General features: G+C 69.0%; 16 protein-coding genes. 7 read left to right on the top strand and 9 right to left on the bottom strand.

The genetic code is table 11. The features are described from left to right. Both nrdE and BKA16_RS19020 read left to right on the top strand, forming a co-directional pair. A complete protein-coding gene (gene nrdE, locus BKA16_RS19025; RefSeq protein WP_183372143.1) occupies window positions 1-2,235 on the top strand; it encodes a class 1b ribonucleoside-diphosphate reductase subunit alpha in 2,235 nt (744 codons plus the stop codon). 166 nt (window positions 2,236-2,401) lie between these two features. Continuing rightward, on the top strand, window positions 2,402-3,781 hold the full coding sequence (locus tag BKA16_RS19020) for a tyrosine-type recombinase/integrase (RefSeq protein WP_183372142.1): 1,380 nt from the start codon (window positions 2,402-2,404) through the stop codon (window positions 3,779-3,781). Window positions 3,782-3,853: 72 nt separating this feature from the next. On the opposite strand, the gene BKA16_RS19015 is transcribed toward BKA16_RS19020, so the two are convergent. The 9 genes from BKA16_RS19015 to BKA16_RS18975 all read right to left on the bottom strand — a co-directional run bounded on the left by BKA16_RS19015 (window position 3,854) and on the right by BKA16_RS18975 (window position 10,650). Beyond that, on the bottom strand, window positions 3,854-4,015 hold the full coding sequence (locus BKA16_RS19015; RefSeq protein WP_183372141.1) for a hypothetical protein: 162 nt from the start codon (window positions 4,013-4,015) through the stop codon (window positions 3,854-3,856). An 83-nt stretch (window positions 4,016-4,098) separates the two neighbouring features. Further along, window positions 4,099-4,728, bottom strand: a complete 630-nt coding sequence (locus tag BKA16_RS19010; RefSeq protein WP_183372140.1) for a hypothetical protein — start codon at window positions 4,726-4,728, stop codon at window positions 4,099-4,101. Between the two features lie 15 nt (window positions 4,729-4,743). Continuing rightward, window positions 4,744-5,370, bottom strand: coding sequence for a hypothetical protein (locus tag BKA16_RS19005; RefSeq protein WP_183372139.1), 627 nt, complete (start codon window positions 5,368-5,370; stop codon window positions 4,744-4,746). A gap of 29 nt (window positions 5,371-5,399) precedes the next feature. Next, window positions 5,400-5,846: a hypothetical protein gene (locus BKA16_RS19000; RefSeq protein ID WP_183372138.1), complete on the bottom strand. Its 447-nt coding sequence runs from the start codon at window positions 5,844-5,846 to the stop codon at window positions 5,400-5,402. 282 nt (window positions 5,847-6,128) lie between these two features. Next, window positions 6,129-6,500 (bottom strand): hypothetical protein, encoded by a 372-nt coding sequence (locus BKA16_RS18995; protein ID WP_183372137.1) that lies wholly within the window; start codon window positions 6,498-6,500, stop codon window positions 6,129-6,131. Further along, window positions 6,500-6,868: a hypothetical protein gene (locus tag BKA16_RS18990; protein ID WP_183372136.1), complete on the bottom strand. Its 369-nt coding sequence runs from the start codon at window positions 6,866-6,868 to the stop codon at window positions 6,500-6,502. The genes BKA16_RS18995 and BKA16_RS18990 overlap by 1 nt, the downstream gene beginning before the upstream one ends. Continuing rightward, the gene (locus BKA16_RS18985) at window positions 6,868-7,416 is read right to left on the bottom strand and encodes a hypothetical protein (protein ID WP_183372135.1); all 549 of its coding nucleotides are present in this window, start codon (window positions 7,414-7,416) and stop codon (window positions 6,868-6,870) included. The genes BKA16_RS18990 and BKA16_RS18985 overlap by 1 nt, the downstream gene beginning before the upstream one ends. 20 nt (window positions 7,417-7,436) lie before the next feature. After that, window positions 7,437-9,413, bottom strand: a complete 1,977-nt coding sequence (locus BKA16_RS18980) for a hypothetical protein (protein WP_183372134.1) — start codon at window positions 9,411-9,413, stop codon at window positions 7,437-7,439. Between the two features lie 196 nt (window positions 9,414-9,609). Next, window positions 9,610-10,650, bottom strand: coding sequence for a hypothetical protein (locus BKA16_RS18975; protein ID WP_183372133.1), 1,041 nt, complete (start codon window positions 10,648-10,650; stop codon window positions 9,610-9,612). Window positions 10,651-10,906: 256 nt separating this feature from the next. Here BKA16_RS18975 and BKA16_RS23960 point away from each other — a divergent pair, with 256 nt between their 5' ends. The 5 genes from BKA16_RS23960 to BKA16_RS18950 all read left to right on the top strand — a co-directional run bounded on the left by BKA16_RS23960 (window position 10,907) and on the right by BKA16_RS18950 (window position 17,512). Next, window positions 10,907-11,152: a helix-turn-helix domain-containing protein gene (locus BKA16_RS23960; protein ID WP_382425514.1), complete on the top strand. Its 246-nt coding sequence runs from the start codon at window positions 10,907-10,909 to the stop codon at window positions 11,150-11,152. Further along, a complete protein-coding gene (locus BKA16_RS18965; RefSeq protein ID WP_183372132.1) occupies window positions 11,149-11,514 on the top strand; it encodes a hypothetical protein in 366 nt (121 codons plus the stop codon). Before BKA16_RS23960 ends, BKA16_RS18965 begins: the two co-directional genes overlap by 4 nt. After that, window positions 11,511-12,578: a hypothetical protein gene (locus BKA16_RS18960; protein WP_183372131.1), complete on the top strand. Its 1,068-nt coding sequence runs from the start codon at window positions 11,511-11,513 to the stop codon at window positions 12,576-12,578. The genes BKA16_RS18965 and BKA16_RS18960 overlap by 4 nt, the downstream gene beginning before the upstream one ends. Window positions 12,579-12,776: 198 nt before the next feature. Then, a complete protein-coding gene (locus BKA16_RS18955; protein ID WP_183372130.1) occupies window positions 12,777-13,118 on the top strand; it encodes a helix-turn-helix domain-containing protein in 342 nt (113 codons plus the stop codon). An 83-nt stretch (window positions 13,119-13,201) separates the two neighbouring features. Beyond that, window positions 13,202-17,512 (top strand): DNA polymerase, encoded by a 4,311-nt coding sequence (locus BKA16_RS18950; RefSeq protein ID WP_183372129.1) that lies wholly within the window; start codon window positions 13,202-13,204, stop codon window positions 17,510-17,512. Window positions 17,513-17,527 lie beyond the last annotated feature (15 nt).

The following is a 17,527-nucleotide window of genomic DNA, read 5'->3' as shown; positions in this document are numbered from 1 at the left end:
GTGTCGCCCACCGCCGTCACCGTCCCAGATTCCACCGTCTCGGCCAGCCAGTCGGGCGTCCACACCGGCCCCGCCGGGCACGAGCCGGAGGACCTCGACTTCCACGCGCTCAACGCGATGCTCAACCTGTACGACGAAGACGGCAACATCCAGTTCGACAAGGACAAGGAAGCCGCGCGACAGTACTTCCTGCAGCACGTCAACCAGAACACCGTGTTCTTCCACGACACCGACGAGAAGCTCGATTACCTCGTCAAGGAGAACTACTACGAGCCGGAGGTCCTCGACCAGTACGACCGCGAGTTCGTCAAGCTGCTGTTCAGCCACGCGTACGGCAAGAAGTTCCGCTTTCCGACGTTCCTCGGCGCGTTCAAGTACTACACGAGCTACACGCTCAAGACCTTCGACGGCAAGCGTTACCTGGAGCGTTTCGAAGACCGCGTGTGCATGGTCGCGCTGACCCTCGCCGCAGGCGACACGGCCCTCGCTCGCAACCTCGTCGACGAGATCATGGACGGTCGTTTCCAGCCGGCCACCCCGACGTTCCTCAACTCGGGCAAGAAGCAGCGCGGCGAGCCGGTCTCGTGCTTCCTCCTGCGCATCGAGGACAACATGGAGTCGATCGGTCGCTCGATCAACTCGGCGCTCCAGCTGTCCAAGCGCGGCGGCGGCGTCGCCCTGCTGCTCTCCAACGTCCGTGAGCACGGTGCGCCGATCAAGCAGATCGAGAACCAGAGCTCCGGTGTCATCCCGATCATGAAGCTCCTCGAGGACTCGTTCAGCTACGCCAACCAGCTCGGCGCACGCCAGGGTGCCGGTGCGGTGTACCTGCATGCTCACCACCCGGACATCTACCGGTTCCTGGACACCAAGCGCGAGAACGCCGACGAGAAGATCCGTATCAAGACCCTGTCGCTCGGCGTCGTGATCCCGGACATCACGTTCCAGCTCGCCAAGAACAACGACGACATGTACCTGTTCAGCCCGTACGACGTGGAGCGCGTCTACGGTAAGCCGTTCGCGGACGTCAATGTGACCGACGAGTACCACGCGATGGTCGAGGACAAGCGGATCCGCAAGAGCAAGATCAAGGCGCGCGAGTTCTTCCAGACGCTCGCCGAGCTGCAGTTCGAGTCGGGCTACCCGTACATCATGTTCGAGGACACGGTGAATCGTGCGAATCCGGTGGCGGGCAAGATCACCCACTCGAACCTGTGCTCGGAGATCCTGCAGGTGTCGACGCCGTCGACCTTCAACGACGATCTCTCGTACTCGCACATCGGCCGCGACATCTCCTGCAACCTGGGTTCGCTGAACATCGCGAAGACGATGGATTCGCCGGATCTGGGGCAGACCATCGAGACCGCGATCCGCGGGTTGACAGCCGTCGCCGATCAGACGTCGATCGACTCGGTGCCGTCGATCAAGCGCGCCAACGACGACGGCCACGCCATCGGTCTGGGACAGATGAACCTGCACGGCTACCTGGCTCGTGAGCGGATCTTCTACGGCAGTGAAGAGGGCATCGACTTCACGAACATCTACTTCTACACGGTCGCGTACCACGCGATTCGTGCGTCGAACAAGATCGCCAAGGAGCGCGGTTCCGCGTTCGCGGGATTCGAGGACAGCAAGTACGCCTCGGGCGAGTTCTTCGACAAGTACATCGACCAGGTGTGGGAGCCGAAGACGCAGAAGGTCCGCGACATCTTCGCGAACGCCGGCGCGGCGGCCAACGGTCAGTTGTTCTCCGACGGCGGCATCCACATCCCGACACAGGACGACTGGCGCGAGCTGAAGGCGAGCGTCCAGGAGCACGGCATCTACAACCAGAACCTGCAGGCCGTCCCGCCGACCGGTTCGATCAGCTACATCAACCACTCGACGAGTTCGATCCATCCGGTCGCGTCGAAGATCGAGATCCGTAAGGAAGGCAAGATCGGCCGCGCGTACTACCCGGCGCCGTACCTGACCAACGACAACCTGGAGTACTACCAGGACGCGTACGAGATCGGTTACGAGAAGGTCATCGACACGTACGCCGCGGCGACGCAGCATGTCGATCAGGGCCTGAGCCTGACGCTGTTCTTCAAGGACACCGCGAGCACTCGCGACGTCAACAAGGCGCAGATCTACGCCTGGCGCAAGGGCATCAAGACGCTGTATTACATCCGCCTGCGGCAGATGGCCCTCGAAGGGACCGAGGTGGATGGCTGCGTCAGCTGCATGCTCTAGTGGTTCCGTAGCTAACTCGCTGGCCAGGGGAAACAACCCCTGGCCAGCGTTTTTGTTCCCGGGGTCGCGTAGCAGCTTTTGTGCCCGATGAGCAAGAATGGGCATCGCGTAGGGCACGTATGGGGCACGCCACGGGGCACGGGGCACGGAAGAAGGGGCACGTCACATGGCGAGTGCTGGGGCACGGGACTTCGGCTCGATCAGGAAGCTGCCGTCCGGACGATGGCAGGCGCGGTACCGCGCCCCCGACGGGGAGCGGCGCACAGCACCCACCACCTTCACGACGAAGAAGGCGGCGTCGGCTTGGTTGGCGGACGTGCAGAGCGACATCGAGCGGAACCGCTGGAAGTCCCCGGAGCAGGTGGCCGCCGAGGAGGCCGAAGCGGCCGCAGCGAGGGCAGAGACGCTCACCGTCCGCGAGCTGGCCGAGGTGTGGATGGAGACGATCCCCAGCGACAACCACCGCATGACGAGCGCGAGCAGGGTCCGCCGCTTCATCAACCCCGAGCTCGGCGACATCAAGATCACAGAGTTGACGCGGGAGCGGTGCGATCGCTGGTACCGCGACATGGAGGAGCGGCTCTGTCCGGGCGCGCCCACGCAGCGGCGCCGGACGTACGCGGCGCTGCAGGCGATGCTCAAGCTGGCGATCCACATGGACTGGCTGGACCGGATGCCGCTGCGGGTCAAGGGGGCGCTCGTCGACGTGCCCGAGCGGGACCCACAGACCGCGACGCCGGCCGAGGTCGACGCTCTCGCCGCGGCGATGCCGCCGTACCTCCAGATGTCCGTGCAGCTCGCCGCCTGGTGCGGCCTACGACTGGGGGAGATCCTCGGTCTGCAGATCGACGACATCGCAGTCGACCGGGCGACCGCGCCGCCCCTCGCCCCTGTCGTGCGACTGCGACTCCGCCGACACGTCGTACAAGGGCGCGGCACCGGGACCATGACGATCGTCGACGGGACCAAGGCGAGTGACCGCGTCGAGTCCGTGGTCGTGCCCCCTCACCTCGTCGTACCGCTCTGGACGCACGTGCAGACCCACGCACGACATGTCGAGCCGAGATGGCTGTTCCCGGGCACGCGAACTGTGGACATGCCGTGCGGTCCGGCCACGCTGGATCGGCGGTGGCGCCTCGCGCGAGAAGCGACCAACCTGGAGCACTACACGTTCCATGACCTCCGCCGGACTGGGAACACTATCGCCGCGATGGCGGGCGCGACTCCCGGGGAGATGCGCGAGCGGCTCCGACACAAGACCTCGGAGGCAGCGGAGCGCTACATCGTGAGCGCCCGCGGGGCCGACGTCGCGCTCGCGGTTCGCATGAGCGAGCAGGCCGCGAACCCGCACCGCCCCGCGGCGCGGACCGAGTCGAACCCGGAACCGGGGGAGGTGCTCGACGAGGCGGCGGTCGACGCCGCGATCGAGACCGTCATTGCGCTGGTCGAGAAGGCGCGGGGGAGCGGTGACATCGAACTGTCCCGGCACCTCGTCGAGAGGCTCGACAAAGCGTGCGCGGAGGCGCATGAACTCGTAGAAGACTGACTCCGACCACGACCACTTCCGGCGACCGGGGCACGGCACCTCGCCATGGAGATGCCGCACCCTGATCGCCGGTCAGCGGTCGTCGTCAGGGTCGCCACTGGACGTGGCGAACGGGGCGGGCCTGTTGTCGAAGTAGTCGGCGTACGGGTTGTCGGGCAACGGCGGGAGGTCACTCGGCAGCTGCGTCCAAGTGCGCGTCAGTTCGGCGTCGCTGCTGCTGTTCGGGTCGGGCATGTTCTTCTCCTAGTTCTTGGTCGTGGTCCGGCGGACCCCGCACCCCGTGTCGGCACCGACACGGGGTGCGGCCGCGCGCCGGGTCAGCGGCCCTGTGGTTCGCCCTGACGCTCCGGGGCGGCGTTCGCCACGCACTGCCCGACGACGGCGTCCCAGCTGTAGCGCCAACCGGGGCCACGGTCAGGGCACGCGGCGCCGCCGTAGGGCTGCATCGGAAGCTCGCCGCCGCAGCGCGGGTCGCCCGCGAGGATGCGCCCGTGCCCGCCGTGCGCGAGGTATCCAGCTGCGCCCGGATCGTCGAGGATCCACCTGCGGCCGTCGATGACGGTGTACTGCGAGCAGCGGTTCAGCTGGGTGTCCCAGCCGCTGCGGATGCGCGCCGACTGAGCGCCCGTGCTGTCCTCCGTCTGGGGCGCTCCCGGGATGGTGCGCCCGAGGGAGCATCCGCCGCCCGGCTTCTTCGATTCCTCGGTGATATCGAGAACGCGGAAGTCGCGCTCGCCGTCGAGCATCAGCGCGTACACCTTGCCGTCTCCGGTGCGCAGCTCCAGCCGGCTGCCGCAGGTCGCATCGTTGGCCCGCAGGACCGGTACGGACGCGGCCGGAGATGCCCCACCGCTAGGCGCGGAAGCCGTTCCGGTCGAGGTGCCGCACGCGGTGAGCGTGGTGATGCTCGCGACGGCGAGGATGCCGCCGATGAGTGACTTCTTCACGATGTACTCCTTGCGTTAGTTCGGGGTCGGAACCGAGGGGCTCATGCTGGGCGCAGGCGCGTACTCGGCGGGCTTGGCGACGCTGAGCGCCGTGCCGGTCTCCGCGATCGGGGAGGGCAGGCTGTAGATGGCGCCGTTCCAGCGCACCCAGGTGTAACCACCGGCGGCCCAGCGGTACGGATCGGTCGCGTCGACCGCATCAGCGGCGGGGATGTTCGCTGCGGGGTTACAGGTCCACAGGTCTGCCCGACCCGGGACCTTCCGGAACGCCTCTTCAGCGTCCCGATCGCGAACCAGCGCACCGCCGTCGGTGGCGTGCAAGCGCCACAGTGCGCCGTCCGGAGTGCGCGCCCACGAGCAGCCCTCACCCCACGAGAAGACGAACAGCACGCGATCCTTGGCGGCGGCCTCCGCGTAGCCGCGGTCCACCTCCCCGGGGATGCCGATCGCAGCGTTGAGCTTGAGCTGCCGCATGACCTCCTTGGCCTGCGCCTTGCGGTAGGTGCGGACCGCACCGTCGCTCGGTGCGGACGCGGAGCTATTGCTCGACGGCGCGGCCGGTCCGGAGGTCGGAGTGCACGCCGTGGTGAGCGCGACAGCGAGGGTCCCGACCAACGCTGCGACGCACGTCTTCTTGCTCATGTTCTTGCTCCGTTCTTAGGGGCGTTCGACTACGCCGTGCGGTCGTAGTTCGAGTACGGATCGGGGTCGGTCAGGGCCTCCGCGACGGCGGCGTTCACGACGGACTCCATGTCGAGATCCGGGTCGGATTCCGGGGTGCTCTCCGGCTCCGGATCAGCGTCGACCGTCGCCACGTTCTCGACCGGTGCGAGGCCGAGCTGGTCCTCGAGTTCGGCGACGCCGCGGAGGCGCTCCATGGAGGCCTTGACGGCCTTCGGCTTCTCGGCCGCCGCGGCCTCTCGGGCGGCGCGGGTCCACGCCTCGGAGACGAGTGCCTGGACGGCCGCGGTCACCTTGGAGCGGGTGGCACCGGCGTCCACCAGCTCGACGATGTTCTCGGCGTCGGACACCACGTCGTCAGTGAGGGCGTTGGTGGCGGCGGCGACCGCGAGAAGGCGGGCGACGCGCTCGGGGTGCAGGTTCTTGTTCGTGGTCATGTTCATTCCTTTCGTTGCTGCGCGGGTGCGCATTGAGCGAGGCTTGTAGCGGGCGGCGTAGCGAAACCCGTCAGGCAGGCAGGGGGTGTCCGGGTGATCGGTTCGCCTGTCTGAGTGATCGGTTTCGGTGTCCGGCTGATCGGAAAACCCTGTCTGCGTGATCGATAGATGGGTTCTGGGCGGGAAAAGCCCTGGTCGAGGCTGTTTCGGCACCTCCTAGTCGACATGGGGCGGGTGAGCTCGTCGTGGGGGACGGCGTCGCGGCGCCCGCTGTAGCGCGGGTCATCGGGCGCTCCACCCGTGAGGAGCGGCCTGGTCACGCACGAGGTGCTGTCCGCGCAGAGCAGTCATCGAGCGGGGTACGCGCCGGGTCAGCGTCGCGGTGCTGATGCCCGTCGCGGCCGCCACGGACTCGACGGTCCGGCCGGCGAGGATTGCCGCGCCGGCGAGCTCTACGCAGAGCCGGTCCAGGTCGACGTGCACCTGATGTACCTCGGCGAGCTTCTCCAGCGCCGTGGCGGGCTCCGCGCCGCGGGCCAACTTCAGGGCAAGGCCAGCCGCGTTGCAGCGGCTCCGGGCTTGACGGAGGAGCACCCGAGCGATGTCGTCTCCAGCGGTGTGGTTCGTCGGCGTAGCGGTTCGCAGGCGCGGCATCAGGCAGCCCTCCTCGTCGGCGGCTTCCCGGGGCCGATCAGCGCGTCTCCCAGGCGCGCGCGGAGCCGCTTCTGCAGGGCGGAGCGCCCGATTGCCAGGCGGGCGCAGACCTTGCCGGGCGTGGCACCGCCAACGATCAGCACCTCGGCCAGGTCCAGCTCCACTCTGCGAAGAGCCGCTCGATGCGCGCGGTAGTGCTTGACCGCCGCGAGGACCGCGTCGTGGTCTACCGGGCCGCGGCTGTCGTCGGCGGCGGCGAGCAGCGCGCGTACGACGTCGTCGTGCCGCCCGGCGAAGTGGGCCACGCCGAGCGGCAGCTGACGTGCGGCCTCCGCGCGATGCTCGGGGCGGGGGGTGCGGAACGCCATCACGCACCCTCGATCGCATCGGCGATGGCGGCCCGGAGAACGGCGGGATCAACGTCGCCGTGATCGACCCGTTCGGTCGCGGGGTCTGCCCCGTGATCGACCCGTTCGGTCGCACTCGCGCACGCGCGCGCGTTGGGGGCACTCTCGGTGTCTACGGCCTGCGGTTCGCGGGAGCGGACACCCCAGCCGCCCCCGTCGAGGCGGTAGAGATCCATGCCGCGGGCGGTCGCGAGCGGGTGCTGCCCGATGCGCCGGGTGATCGTGGCGGGCCGGCAGCCCACCGCGGCCGCGAGTCCATGACGGGAGACTCCCCAGAGGGTCAGCACGGCCATGTACGTCGCTTCCGCCTCCTGAACCGCGGTCTGCGCGCGCTCGTACTGCTGGTACGCGGCGAGGGCGGCGGTCGCGTCGACCGGCCTCTTGGCGACGGCAGCCAGCGCCTTCGTACGCGCGCTGTTCGCGTCGATCACGGCCTGCGCGGCAGCCTGGATCAACTCGGCGGCGGCGGTCTGCGACACCTTGTCGCGGTGCTTCAGGACGGGGGTCATCTCGTAGTTCTCCTGGTAGGTCAGAGGGCGGTCGGGGACAGGTGCAGGTCGAGGTCCAGGGGCTCGCCCGAGGAGCTGTACTCGTCGCTCAGCGGGTCGTAGACGCGGTGCTCCGGGATGGGCACCGGACGGCCATCAGGACCGACAGAGTCGAGCCACACAGGGACGAGGCTCTTGACGGTCGGACCGTCACCCTTCTTGCCCGCATAGAGGCTGAGGGCCTGCCAATCGGCAGGGGTGTCGGGACCCGGCCGCCAGCCGAATCTGCGCACCGGAGGGGAGCTCTGGAGCGCCGTTCGCATGTCGCGCCAGGACTGCAGAACCTCGGCCGGCAGGTCTGCGAACTCAGCTGACTCTGGTTCCTCGCCGGGGGTGTAGCCATAGAAGGTCTTAGCCACCACCGGACCGCCGTTCCAGTCCAGGAGCGCGTACCCTGCCTGCCCGCCGGGGATGGTGTCGCCGAGCTCGCCGGCGGCGGTCTTCATGCTGCTCGGAAAGAGCCGGTTCACCATTCCGCTGTCGCCCGTTCCCTCGGCCGGGCGGCCGGCGATGAGTCGCCATCCAGCGCTCTGCGCAATGGTGCCGGGGAGGCTTTCTACCTTGGCGTTCTGGCTGATCAGCGCCAGGTGGATTCCGACCGAGCGGCCGACCTGCATGGTCTTCACCACGACGCGGACGATTTCCTTCGCCGCGTTCTGATCAGCCGCGTCGGTGGAGCCGATCAGCTCCGTCAGCATCTGCCCGAACTCATCGCACAGCACGAGGATCGGCTGGAACGGCGCCGGACTGACGCCGCGCTTCTTCAGCACGTCCTGCACCGCGAGCCGGGACTGCATTTCAGTCCGCGCCCAGTGCAAGGTGCGGCTGATCGTCGCCGTGTTCGTGGCGATGTGCGCGCACCCGGGCAGCCAGCGATCGACCAGCTCGCCACCCTTCGGATCACAGATCGCGAGCCACCCACCCTGCAGCGCCCACGCACTCGCAGCGGTGCGGATCCACCGAGACTTGCCCTGCCCGGAGAGGCCCACCACCACGCCGTGCGGGGTGAGGGCAGGGGTCACGTCGACGCGCTGGATCGAACCGTCCGCGGCACGGGTGAGACCCACCGGAAGCACCAGCCTCTTGGCGATCTTCACGGCCTGCTCGGCGGTGGCCGGCCTGTACAACATCGAGGGCTTGAGCAACACGCTCTTCGGCAGTTCCGGAGCGGCCTTAGTGGTCAGCCGGATCGCGACGAGGTCGCGATCGCGAGCCTCCACGGTGACCGGCCGTCGGAACATCGAGCTCAGCTTCTCGGCCGCCTTCTCGAAGTCCGTGATGCCCTGTCCGGGGCACATCTTGAGCACGAACTCGACGCCCCGGTCCCACTCGTCGGCGCTCATCAGCTCGGGAACGATGCGCTTGTACATCGGCTTCCCGGTGTCGTCGAGGGCGTGTCGACCGCCGCGGATCACGGGACGATCCACGCTGAGACCGGCTGTGTGGAGCACCCGCTCGCGCATGCGATCCTCGCCGGCGAAGAACTTCGCGGCGGTAGTACTGGCGACCCGGAAAGGCGTCGCGAGGTCACCACCGGAGTGTCGTTTGATGAGGTAGAACTGCTCCTCGCCGCTGTCGCCCGTGAGCGTGCACGGGGCGGCCTTGTACTCGCCCCAGCTCATCCGAGCGACGTGCGTCTTGAGCGCGCGGGCGACTGCGTTCCGCGCATGACCGCGAGGCACCTGGGCGCGCACGACCATCGCGCCGGGAGGGGTCTCCAACCAAACACGGCTGCCCGCCGGGAGACCCGCTGCGCGGGCTGCGTCGGGGTCGCTCAGCAGGCGCTTCCAGCGCTCCACGACATGGTCCTTGCCGCGCGTCGGCTGCCGGTTCTCGGACTCGGGGGCGGGCGCGTCACCGGCCTGCGGAAGGCGATGGAAGAGCGCCTCCAACTCGTCGGCGCGCTGCTCCAGGAGCTGCGCCTGCGACACGCGCGGGGCCTCGGGCGCGCCCTTCACGGCGGGCTCCTGCGGGACCTCACGAACGGCCTCTTCGGCGGGCTCTGTGCGCGGGTTCTCGGGCGCGGGTTCGGGGGTCGGAGTCGATGCCGAAGCGGGCGCTCCGAAGACGAAATCGGTCATCAGAAGTCCCAGACCTCTCCGGCGTCGGAGTCCTGCGGGTTCTCCTGCAGGCGCTGCTTGAGGCTCTTATTCGTCACGTGGACCAGGACCGATCCGCCCTCTCGGCTGACCTCGCCGTCCGCACGTTCCAGGTGCGAAGCAGGGCGGGCAGCGCCTTGGCGATCGTGGACTCGTCGACCGTCGCGTGGCTGACCGTGAGGCGCACGTCGGCGTCGCCGTCGGGGTCGTAGGAGACCCCCTGCAGCGTGACGTACGGCTGCCACACTCGGTCTTCGCCCTGCGTGGTCCAGGCGCCCCAGCCGAGCTGCTCGACGACGCGGTCCAGGCCGGCGCGGGCGGGGCCGTCATGGCCGTACTGGTCCAGAAGGGAGGCCGCTGCGCTGCCGGCGGGGACCGTGAATCCGTTGCTCCGGCCCAGCCGGTACGCCTCCTCGCGGCTGATCACGGGGGCGGGCGGAGGAGTGAACGGCTGCACCTGCTGCGGGATGTTCAGGCCCAGGTCGTCAAACTGGCCGGGCTTCACCACGGGGATCTGCCGCACGCGATCCAGCTCCGCGTTGTACTGCTGCTGAGCGATCCGGTAGCCGGCAACCTCGTGGTCGGCCTTGTTGTCCTGGGAGGCGGCGATGAGGACCAGCGGGACGCCGATGAACGCGCCGAGGATCGCGCCGCTCACGCCCCAGATGCCCCACCCGAGAGCGATCACGCCGAACCCGAGTGATGCCCAGCCCGCCGCGCGCTCTCCACGACCGGACGCGGCCTCGACGCCCTGGTCGGGGGTGTGTGCACCCGCGCTGGAGCCGCCCTTGCCCATGTAGAGCGCGATGATGCCGCCGATGATGAGCGCGATGCCGATCGCGGCGCCGAACCCAAGGTCCGGGAGCCTGTCCGACCAGGAGTCACCGCCCGTGTACGAGCGGGCCGGGGTGGTGGTCGTGGTCTCGGACGCGCAGAGTGCGCGCTGAGCCTCCGTGACGCCGGGGCAATCCCAGGCGGTGGCGGTGGCGGGCGTGACGAGCGCGGCCGTCGCCACGAGCGTTGCTGTGGCCGCGGCGGAGGTGGCGACGCGCCGCACCAGGCGGCTGCGATCGATCCGTTCGGTCGTATTGGTCATGTCGACAGCTTGCACGCCGCGATCGAACGGGTCGACTGCGAAAGTGACTGTCGCACAACGGGTTCGGGGGAATGCAGTCCCTCATGGTCCCTCGCAGGCGTAGAGCGTCCACCAGCGACTGTGACGAAGGTCACACAAGAAAATCGAAGATCCTGTCGGCGTGTCGCGCGTCCTACGAGGGATTCGCCGGTATCGGTGCCGGATCTGTCCCACGTGGTCCCGTGTAGGTAGCGGGGCCCTGACGAAGGGGGACAGGGTGTCTCACGACTACAGGTTCGGCGGGATCTGCACGCAGTGCAGCCAGGCCGCCGGACACGATGAGGGTGATGAGGTGCTGACGGTGCCGGCGGTCGCCGAATGGATGCACGTCAGCGAGAAGACCGTGTACAGGCTGGTTCGGAGCCACCAGCTCGAAGCGTTCAAGGTGGGTACGGCTGTGCGCATCCGGCGGTCCGCGGTGATCGAGTACATGGACACCGCGCGGATGGGAGGCGCCGCATGAGCGAGCGCGAGTACCCGGAGGTGGTGCGCGAGATGGCGGCCGAAGCGATGTACAGGTCGGCGATGGAGTTCGCTGCCGAGACGCTGGACAGTGCGGCGCACGTGCTGGTCATCGGCGCAGTCGCGGAGGCGCGCCACCGCGACACGTCCCTGGACGAGGTCGTCATGGGCAGGGTCGAACTGGTGACCGCGCTGGGCGAGGTTCAGCGCTGTCACGCGTACATGGGCGGTCCGGACGTGGACTCGCTGACGGCGTGGGTGAACACCGAGGCGGTGTGGGCGCGCATCCAGGCCAGGGCGGGGAACGTGCTGCTCATGCGCTGGTCTGAGGCCGGCATGTACGGCGTGAAGGGGGCCGCATGAGCAACGACGTCGACGTGCGTCACGCGTACCTGTACGCCCGGATCCTGCTGGGCGTATCGGTCACACTGTCTCTCGCCTGCAACGCGGCGCACGCCTACCTCAACGCCGAGCGGGTGCAGGTGCTGCTCGCTATGGGGGTCGGGGCGATCCCGCCGCTGATCCTCGCTCTCTCGGTCGAGGCGGTGGTCTTCTGCTCCCGCCACGCGCGGCTGGCGTGGGGCTGGGGTGCTGTCCTCTTCGCAGCGGCGGCGGGCCTTGTCACGGGATTCTCGATGAGCTTCGCGGCCATCTCCGATCTCGGTCGGATGGCGAACATGAGCTGGTGGACCGCGCCGATGCTGCCGGTCGGCATCGATGCGTTGGTGATCACCGGCCTCGGCATGGTGGCCCTGTTCCGGCCGCGAGCCATCGCTGATCAGGCACAGGAACCCGCACATGCTGCGCACCAGTCTGGTGCGCAGGTGCTCACCACGGCCCCCGAAGCGGTGCCGACCGACGCACCCGCTGTGCAGCCGGTCGCCACGCAGTTGAGCACCGGTGATGCGCATGGGCAGCACGTGGGCGCGCGGGTGCTCGACACGTCGTCAGCTGCGCAGGGAGCTGTCCAGCACCCTGCGCACGGACAGGCCACGCCTGCTGTGCAAGTGCCCGCTACCAGTGGCGACGATGCTGACGGGCCCGCGCAGCAGGTCCAGGAGGGCCACGGCGAGTCCGCACAGGTGTTCACCCTGCGGCACCGGCCGGATGTGCAGTCGGGTGCGGCTACTGAGCAGGCTGCTTCGCTGCTGGACACCCCGACGGGGGCTGCGCAGGACGCCGGTGCACAGCTGGTGATCGACCCTGTCCAGGAGGCCGCCGTGCTCCGAGAGCGGGGCGACAGCCGGATGCCTGAGGAGCAGCTCCTGGCTGTACTGCGAGGGATCGCGGCGGGCGATGCGCATGCCGCGATCAGCAGGGCGACCGGGGCGAGCCGCACGACGATCAAGCGGCTCGCCGAGCTCGTACCGACCGAGCCGGACGAGAGCGACTCCGAGGTCTCCGGACCCGAGGGGAGACGCGTGTGACGCGTGTCCTCCTTGACGCTGTTCGCACACCTGTGCACAATCGATGACGAGTCGCGATCCGAGCGCGACGGCGGCCTCCGGGCCGCTCAGGCACGTGCCGCACCGGCTGGACATGCCGCTCACCGCCCGCCTCGGAGGGGCCTGGTGAGGGTGCACCAGCATCACATCCGTTTCTTGTGATGCCCAGGAGCGCGCCCCATGAGTGCCTACATCGATTTCCTCACCATCGCCGCCGCCGCTGAGCGCCGCGGCGTTCACCACACCACGATCCGTCGCTGGGTCCGCGAGGGGCTGTTGCCCGCCGTGCGCCTCGGCGACGGATCGCTTCGTGTGAACCCCACCGACCTGGACGCGGTCCGTCAGCCGGAGCGAGTGAACCCTCGCGCTGGTGATACGTCGGCGACTCTGCGGGCGATCGCGAGTCTCTCCGGCGGCCTGATCGAGGACCTCGGGGTGGACGGCGGCGCCCATCGGTGGCGCATCACCCCCGTGGCCGGCGCTCCGCTGCTGATCGAGCAGGAACTCAGCGTCGCGGCCTGACGCCCCGAACCCAGACACACGGAAGGGGCCGGCCAATCGGCCAGCCCCTTCACCTCAATTTCCCGCCAAGAAAGTTGGACACCATGACTGTACCTGTCGACGCCCGCGACGCAAGCCCCGCACACGCCACGCCGATCGACGACGCGCCCGGCACCGCCGCCGCGAACGCCAGCTCCGACGAGACACCTGTCCGTGCTGAGGGCACCAACCTGCCGGGCCGGCCGCTCACCGACGACCGCGCGGCCTACCTGGCCGGCGAGGGCATCGGCTCCTACGTGCAGCACCTCGTTGCCGCAGGGCTGGTCCGCAGCGCGGAGCCGGGTGATCCGGTTCCCGACAACTTCAACCTGCGCGAGGAGCGGCAGCGCGGCATCTGGTTCGCCTACCCGAAGGCCGACGGATCGATCCGGTGGCAGATCAAGCCCGACGTCCAGGACGACGGCGAGCCCAAGTATGTGAGTGCCAAGGGCGGCCCCCTCGGCTATGCCCTCCGGCGCCGGGGAACCTCCGACCTGGTCATCATCGCGGAAGGCACCAAGCAGTCCCTGGCCGCGGCCGCGGCCGTCGAGGGGGCCGCCACCGGCTTCGCGCGGGACGCCGTGGAGGTCGCCAACTCCACCGTGATCGGCATCCCAGGCGTGACCGGTTGGTCTGAGGGCGGCGCGCTGCCGTTCGACTTCCACCGCCTGTGCCAGGGCAAGCGCGTGGTCATCATGACCGACAAGGACGCCGCCACGAACATCGACGTGTACCAGGGTGCGGAGCGTCTGGGGCAGGCGCTCACGCTGGCCACCTCCGTGGCCTACGCGCCGAACCCCGGCGGCGGCAAGGACGGCCTGGACGACGTGCTCAAGCAGGTCGAGGAGGCGGAGCGCCCTGGGCTGCTGGCTGCCATTGTGGCCGGCGCCTCGAACAAGCCCGCGACGAAGAAGCCCCCGGCCAAGACCATCGTCACCGACGACATGCTCCCCACTTCCGGGGCTTCGCTCGTCATCACGTCGGCGGACGCCTACGACAGGATCGCCCGCGAGCTGATCGACCGGTGCTTCCTGCACGCCGAGGAGCGGGTGCCCACCCTCGCGTTCAACGGTGGCCTCTGGTGGACGCACGCCGGGTCGCGGTGGGTCGCGGTGGAGGACCACATCATCCCCGGCACGGTGTGGACGTTGCTGGCGTCGGCCGTCGTGGTCGACAACGCCGACGACGAGTTCGGGCGTCCGTACCCCATCTCGAAGTACCGCCGCGACAACGTGCTCGAGGGACTGCGTGCCCGTCTCGCGACCGACCCGCCGAAGACCCAGACCGCCGCGTCGTACTGGATCACCTGGCACAACGGCAAGTGGCGGCACACCGCTGACCCCACCGGCCCGGTCATCGCCTGCGCGAACGGCCTCCTGACCCGCAACCCCGACCCGCGCAACGGGCAGCGCGCCTTCTACGCACACACCCCGCGCTACTGGAACCTGACGAGCCTCGCGGTCGCCTACGACGCGAACGCCACCGAGTCCGAGGCCCTGGATCAGCTGCTGACGGGGGCCTGGCCCGACGACCCTGAGTGCTGCCAGCTGGCCTTGGAGATCCTCGGCTACATCGCCTCGGGCGACGTCAGCCTGCAGAAGATCTTCTTCTTCTGGGGGCCGAAGCGCGCCGGCAAGGGCAAGTTGCTCGACGTCTTGACCGCCCTCGTCGGCGAGGCCCAGGTGGAGGCGTCCGGCTTGTCTGAGATGAGCCGCCCGTTCGGCATCGAGAACTGGATCGAGAAGGGCCTCGCGATCCTCGACGACGCCCGCGATGAGCACGTGGACGTGGGCCTCCTGAGCCGGCGCATGCTGTCGATCTCGGGTGCCGCCATGACCGCGGTTGAGCGCAAGGGCATCAAGAACTGGTCGGGCAGGTTGGCGACCCGCATCGTCATCACCAGCAACCTGTTGATCGAGCTCCGCGACCCCGCAGGTGTCCTCGCCTCACGCATGGAGGTGCTGCCCTTCTCCAAGTCGTTCTACGGTGAGGAGGACCTCACGCTCGGCGCGCGGCTGGAGAACCAGATGTCTGCGATCCTCAACCTCGGCCTCGCGGCTTACGACCGACTGGTCGGGGAACAGGGAGGGCGGTTCACCCGTCCGGAGTCGGCAGCTCGGGACCATGAGATGCTCGCCGCCGGGCAGTCGCCGGAGGAAGCGTTCCTCACGGAGTGCTGCGAGCTCGGACCGAAGGAGCGCGACTCCAAGTTCGAGGTGTACCGGACGTACACGCGCTGGTGCGAGGACAGCGGACGGAAGGCTCGCGCTGAGGCGTCGTTCTTCCGGATCGTCTACTCGGTGACCGGGCGCGCGGTGTACCCGGTCAAGGCTGCGCCGTCGGAGGGACGGCAGCCCATGGTCCAAGGTCTGCGGGTTCGCCGAGTCACCGACGCCCTCAACGCGGCGCTCCAGAACGGGTCACTCGTGCCCGGACAGGCTGAACCCGACCCCGGACAGCCCAGCGTGCCCTCACAGCTCCCGGCCGCAGGTGTCCGGGATGGTGTCCGGGATGTGTCCGGGGTCGGCGATCTGCCCGGTCAGGCTGAAACCGCAGGCCAGGTGGCCTGCCTGTCCGGGGTGTCCGGGGTGTCCGGGCAGATCGACGCTCACGGAAAAAACAGTGACAACGTGCCCAAGCCCCCCGTTTCTGCGTTTTGTTTCATCGACAAGGACCCCGGACACCCCGGACACCCCGGACAGGCCGATCCCGATCGACCTGACCCCGAAGTGGGCGGTCTGATCGCTCACACCTCGGATGTCTTCGGCCGACCGACGTACTCGCCGTGGCTCGACGTCGACCCGTCGGAGCTCCTTCGAGACCTGACCGGCGATGCCTCCACGGTCGCCCTGCACGTGCACCCCGCAGACCCGGATGCGCACCGGTTGGCCACGGTCTCCATCGCCACCGGTACCGCGAGGGTCGCACTGATGGACTCCGAGGCCCATATGTCCGCACTGCGGGCGTGGCTGACCTCCACCAGTGCGACCCTCACCGTGCACGGCGGCCCCGACCAGCTCGGCCGCCTCGCCGACGCGGGTCTCGGGAAGCTCGACGCGCTGTGGGCGCGGACCGTGGACACCCGCATCCTGGACCACCTGCTGCGTCCGGGAGACGGAACCGCCGAGCTGGACCACACCCTCGACGGCGCGATGCGGTTCTGGTTCCCCACGGTGGGATTCCTGCCCACCCCCGAGGCGTTCGACGTGGCACAGCTCGCGGCCGCCCTCCTGCCTCAGGTGGACGAGCATCTCGGCGCCGAGGTGCGGCAGCGCGAGCACCATCTGGCGGCGACCATCCACCAGTCGGCACACCGCGGCCTGGCGGTCGCCCACGAGCGGGCGAAGCAGCACCTGCGCATCGCGGGGCAGACGCGCTCCAAGAAGCTGAACGCGCTGAAGCAGGTCGGTGTCACCGACCCGAACAACCCGAAGCAGCTGCAGGCTGCGTTCGCTGCGGTCGGCGTCGCCGTGGACTCCACAAAGGGAGCCGCGCTGAAGTCCCTGGTCCTCGACGGGGATGCCGAGGTGCTGCGACGAGCGGTCCTCGAGTACCGGGAGGCTGCGGCCACCGAGTACGCGATGCGCCCGCTCGTCAACGCATCCGCCGGCGCGGACGGTGTGCACCGCGTCCACCCCGTGATCGACACGCTGGGCGCCCGCACGGGTCGGTTCACCACGGCCGAGCCCGCAGTGACGAACCTGGCTCCTGTGCACAGGGAGTTCCTGCAGGCGGAGGCCGGGCACGTGCTGGTGGCCGCGGACTACAGCGCGATCGAAGTGAGGGTTGCGGCCGCCCTGTCCGGTGACACCGCGCTGATCGGTCGACTGGCAGCGGGCGAGGATCCGCACACCGCCGCGGCGGAGCTCGCCGGAGTCACTCGGGAACAGGCCAAGCCGGTGCTCCTGGGGTGGTTGTACGGGTCGGGCATCGCCAGGACCGCCGAGCAGCTCGGTGTCACCGTGGCCGAGGCTGAGGTGATCCGGGACCGCATGGCCGCCGCGATGCCACGGCTGGTCGAGTGGATCGAGGGCGAGGTTGCCCGTGTGCGTTCGGGAGCTGACCGCGGGGTCAGCGCGACCCCGCTCGGACGGCGTGTGCAAGTCCATGCGTCCCGGGCGGCCACGGTTGCCGTGAACACCGTCGTTCAGTCGGCGGCGCGGGACGTGCTGGTGCGGGCGATCGAGCGCCTGGACGACATGGGGTGGGGCAAGTACCTCTGGCTCACCGTGCACGACGAGATCGTGCTGCATGTGCCCGAGGGCGCCGCCGCGCAGGCCGTTGGACTGCTGGAGCAGGCGATGGCCGACAGCATCGGCGGGGTGCAGCTCACCGCGAAGGCCTCGGTGCTCGGCGCTCGGTGGGGCAAGGCGTAGATCGCCCGCGGCAGC

It is taken from the genome of Gordonia humi, from assembly GCF_014197435.1.
Classification (GTDB): domain Bacteria; phylum Actinomycetota; class Actinomycetes; order Mycobacteriales; family Mycobacteriaceae; genus Gordonia; species Gordonia humi.
This window is presented reverse-complemented; position numbering and strand designations above follow the sequence as displayed.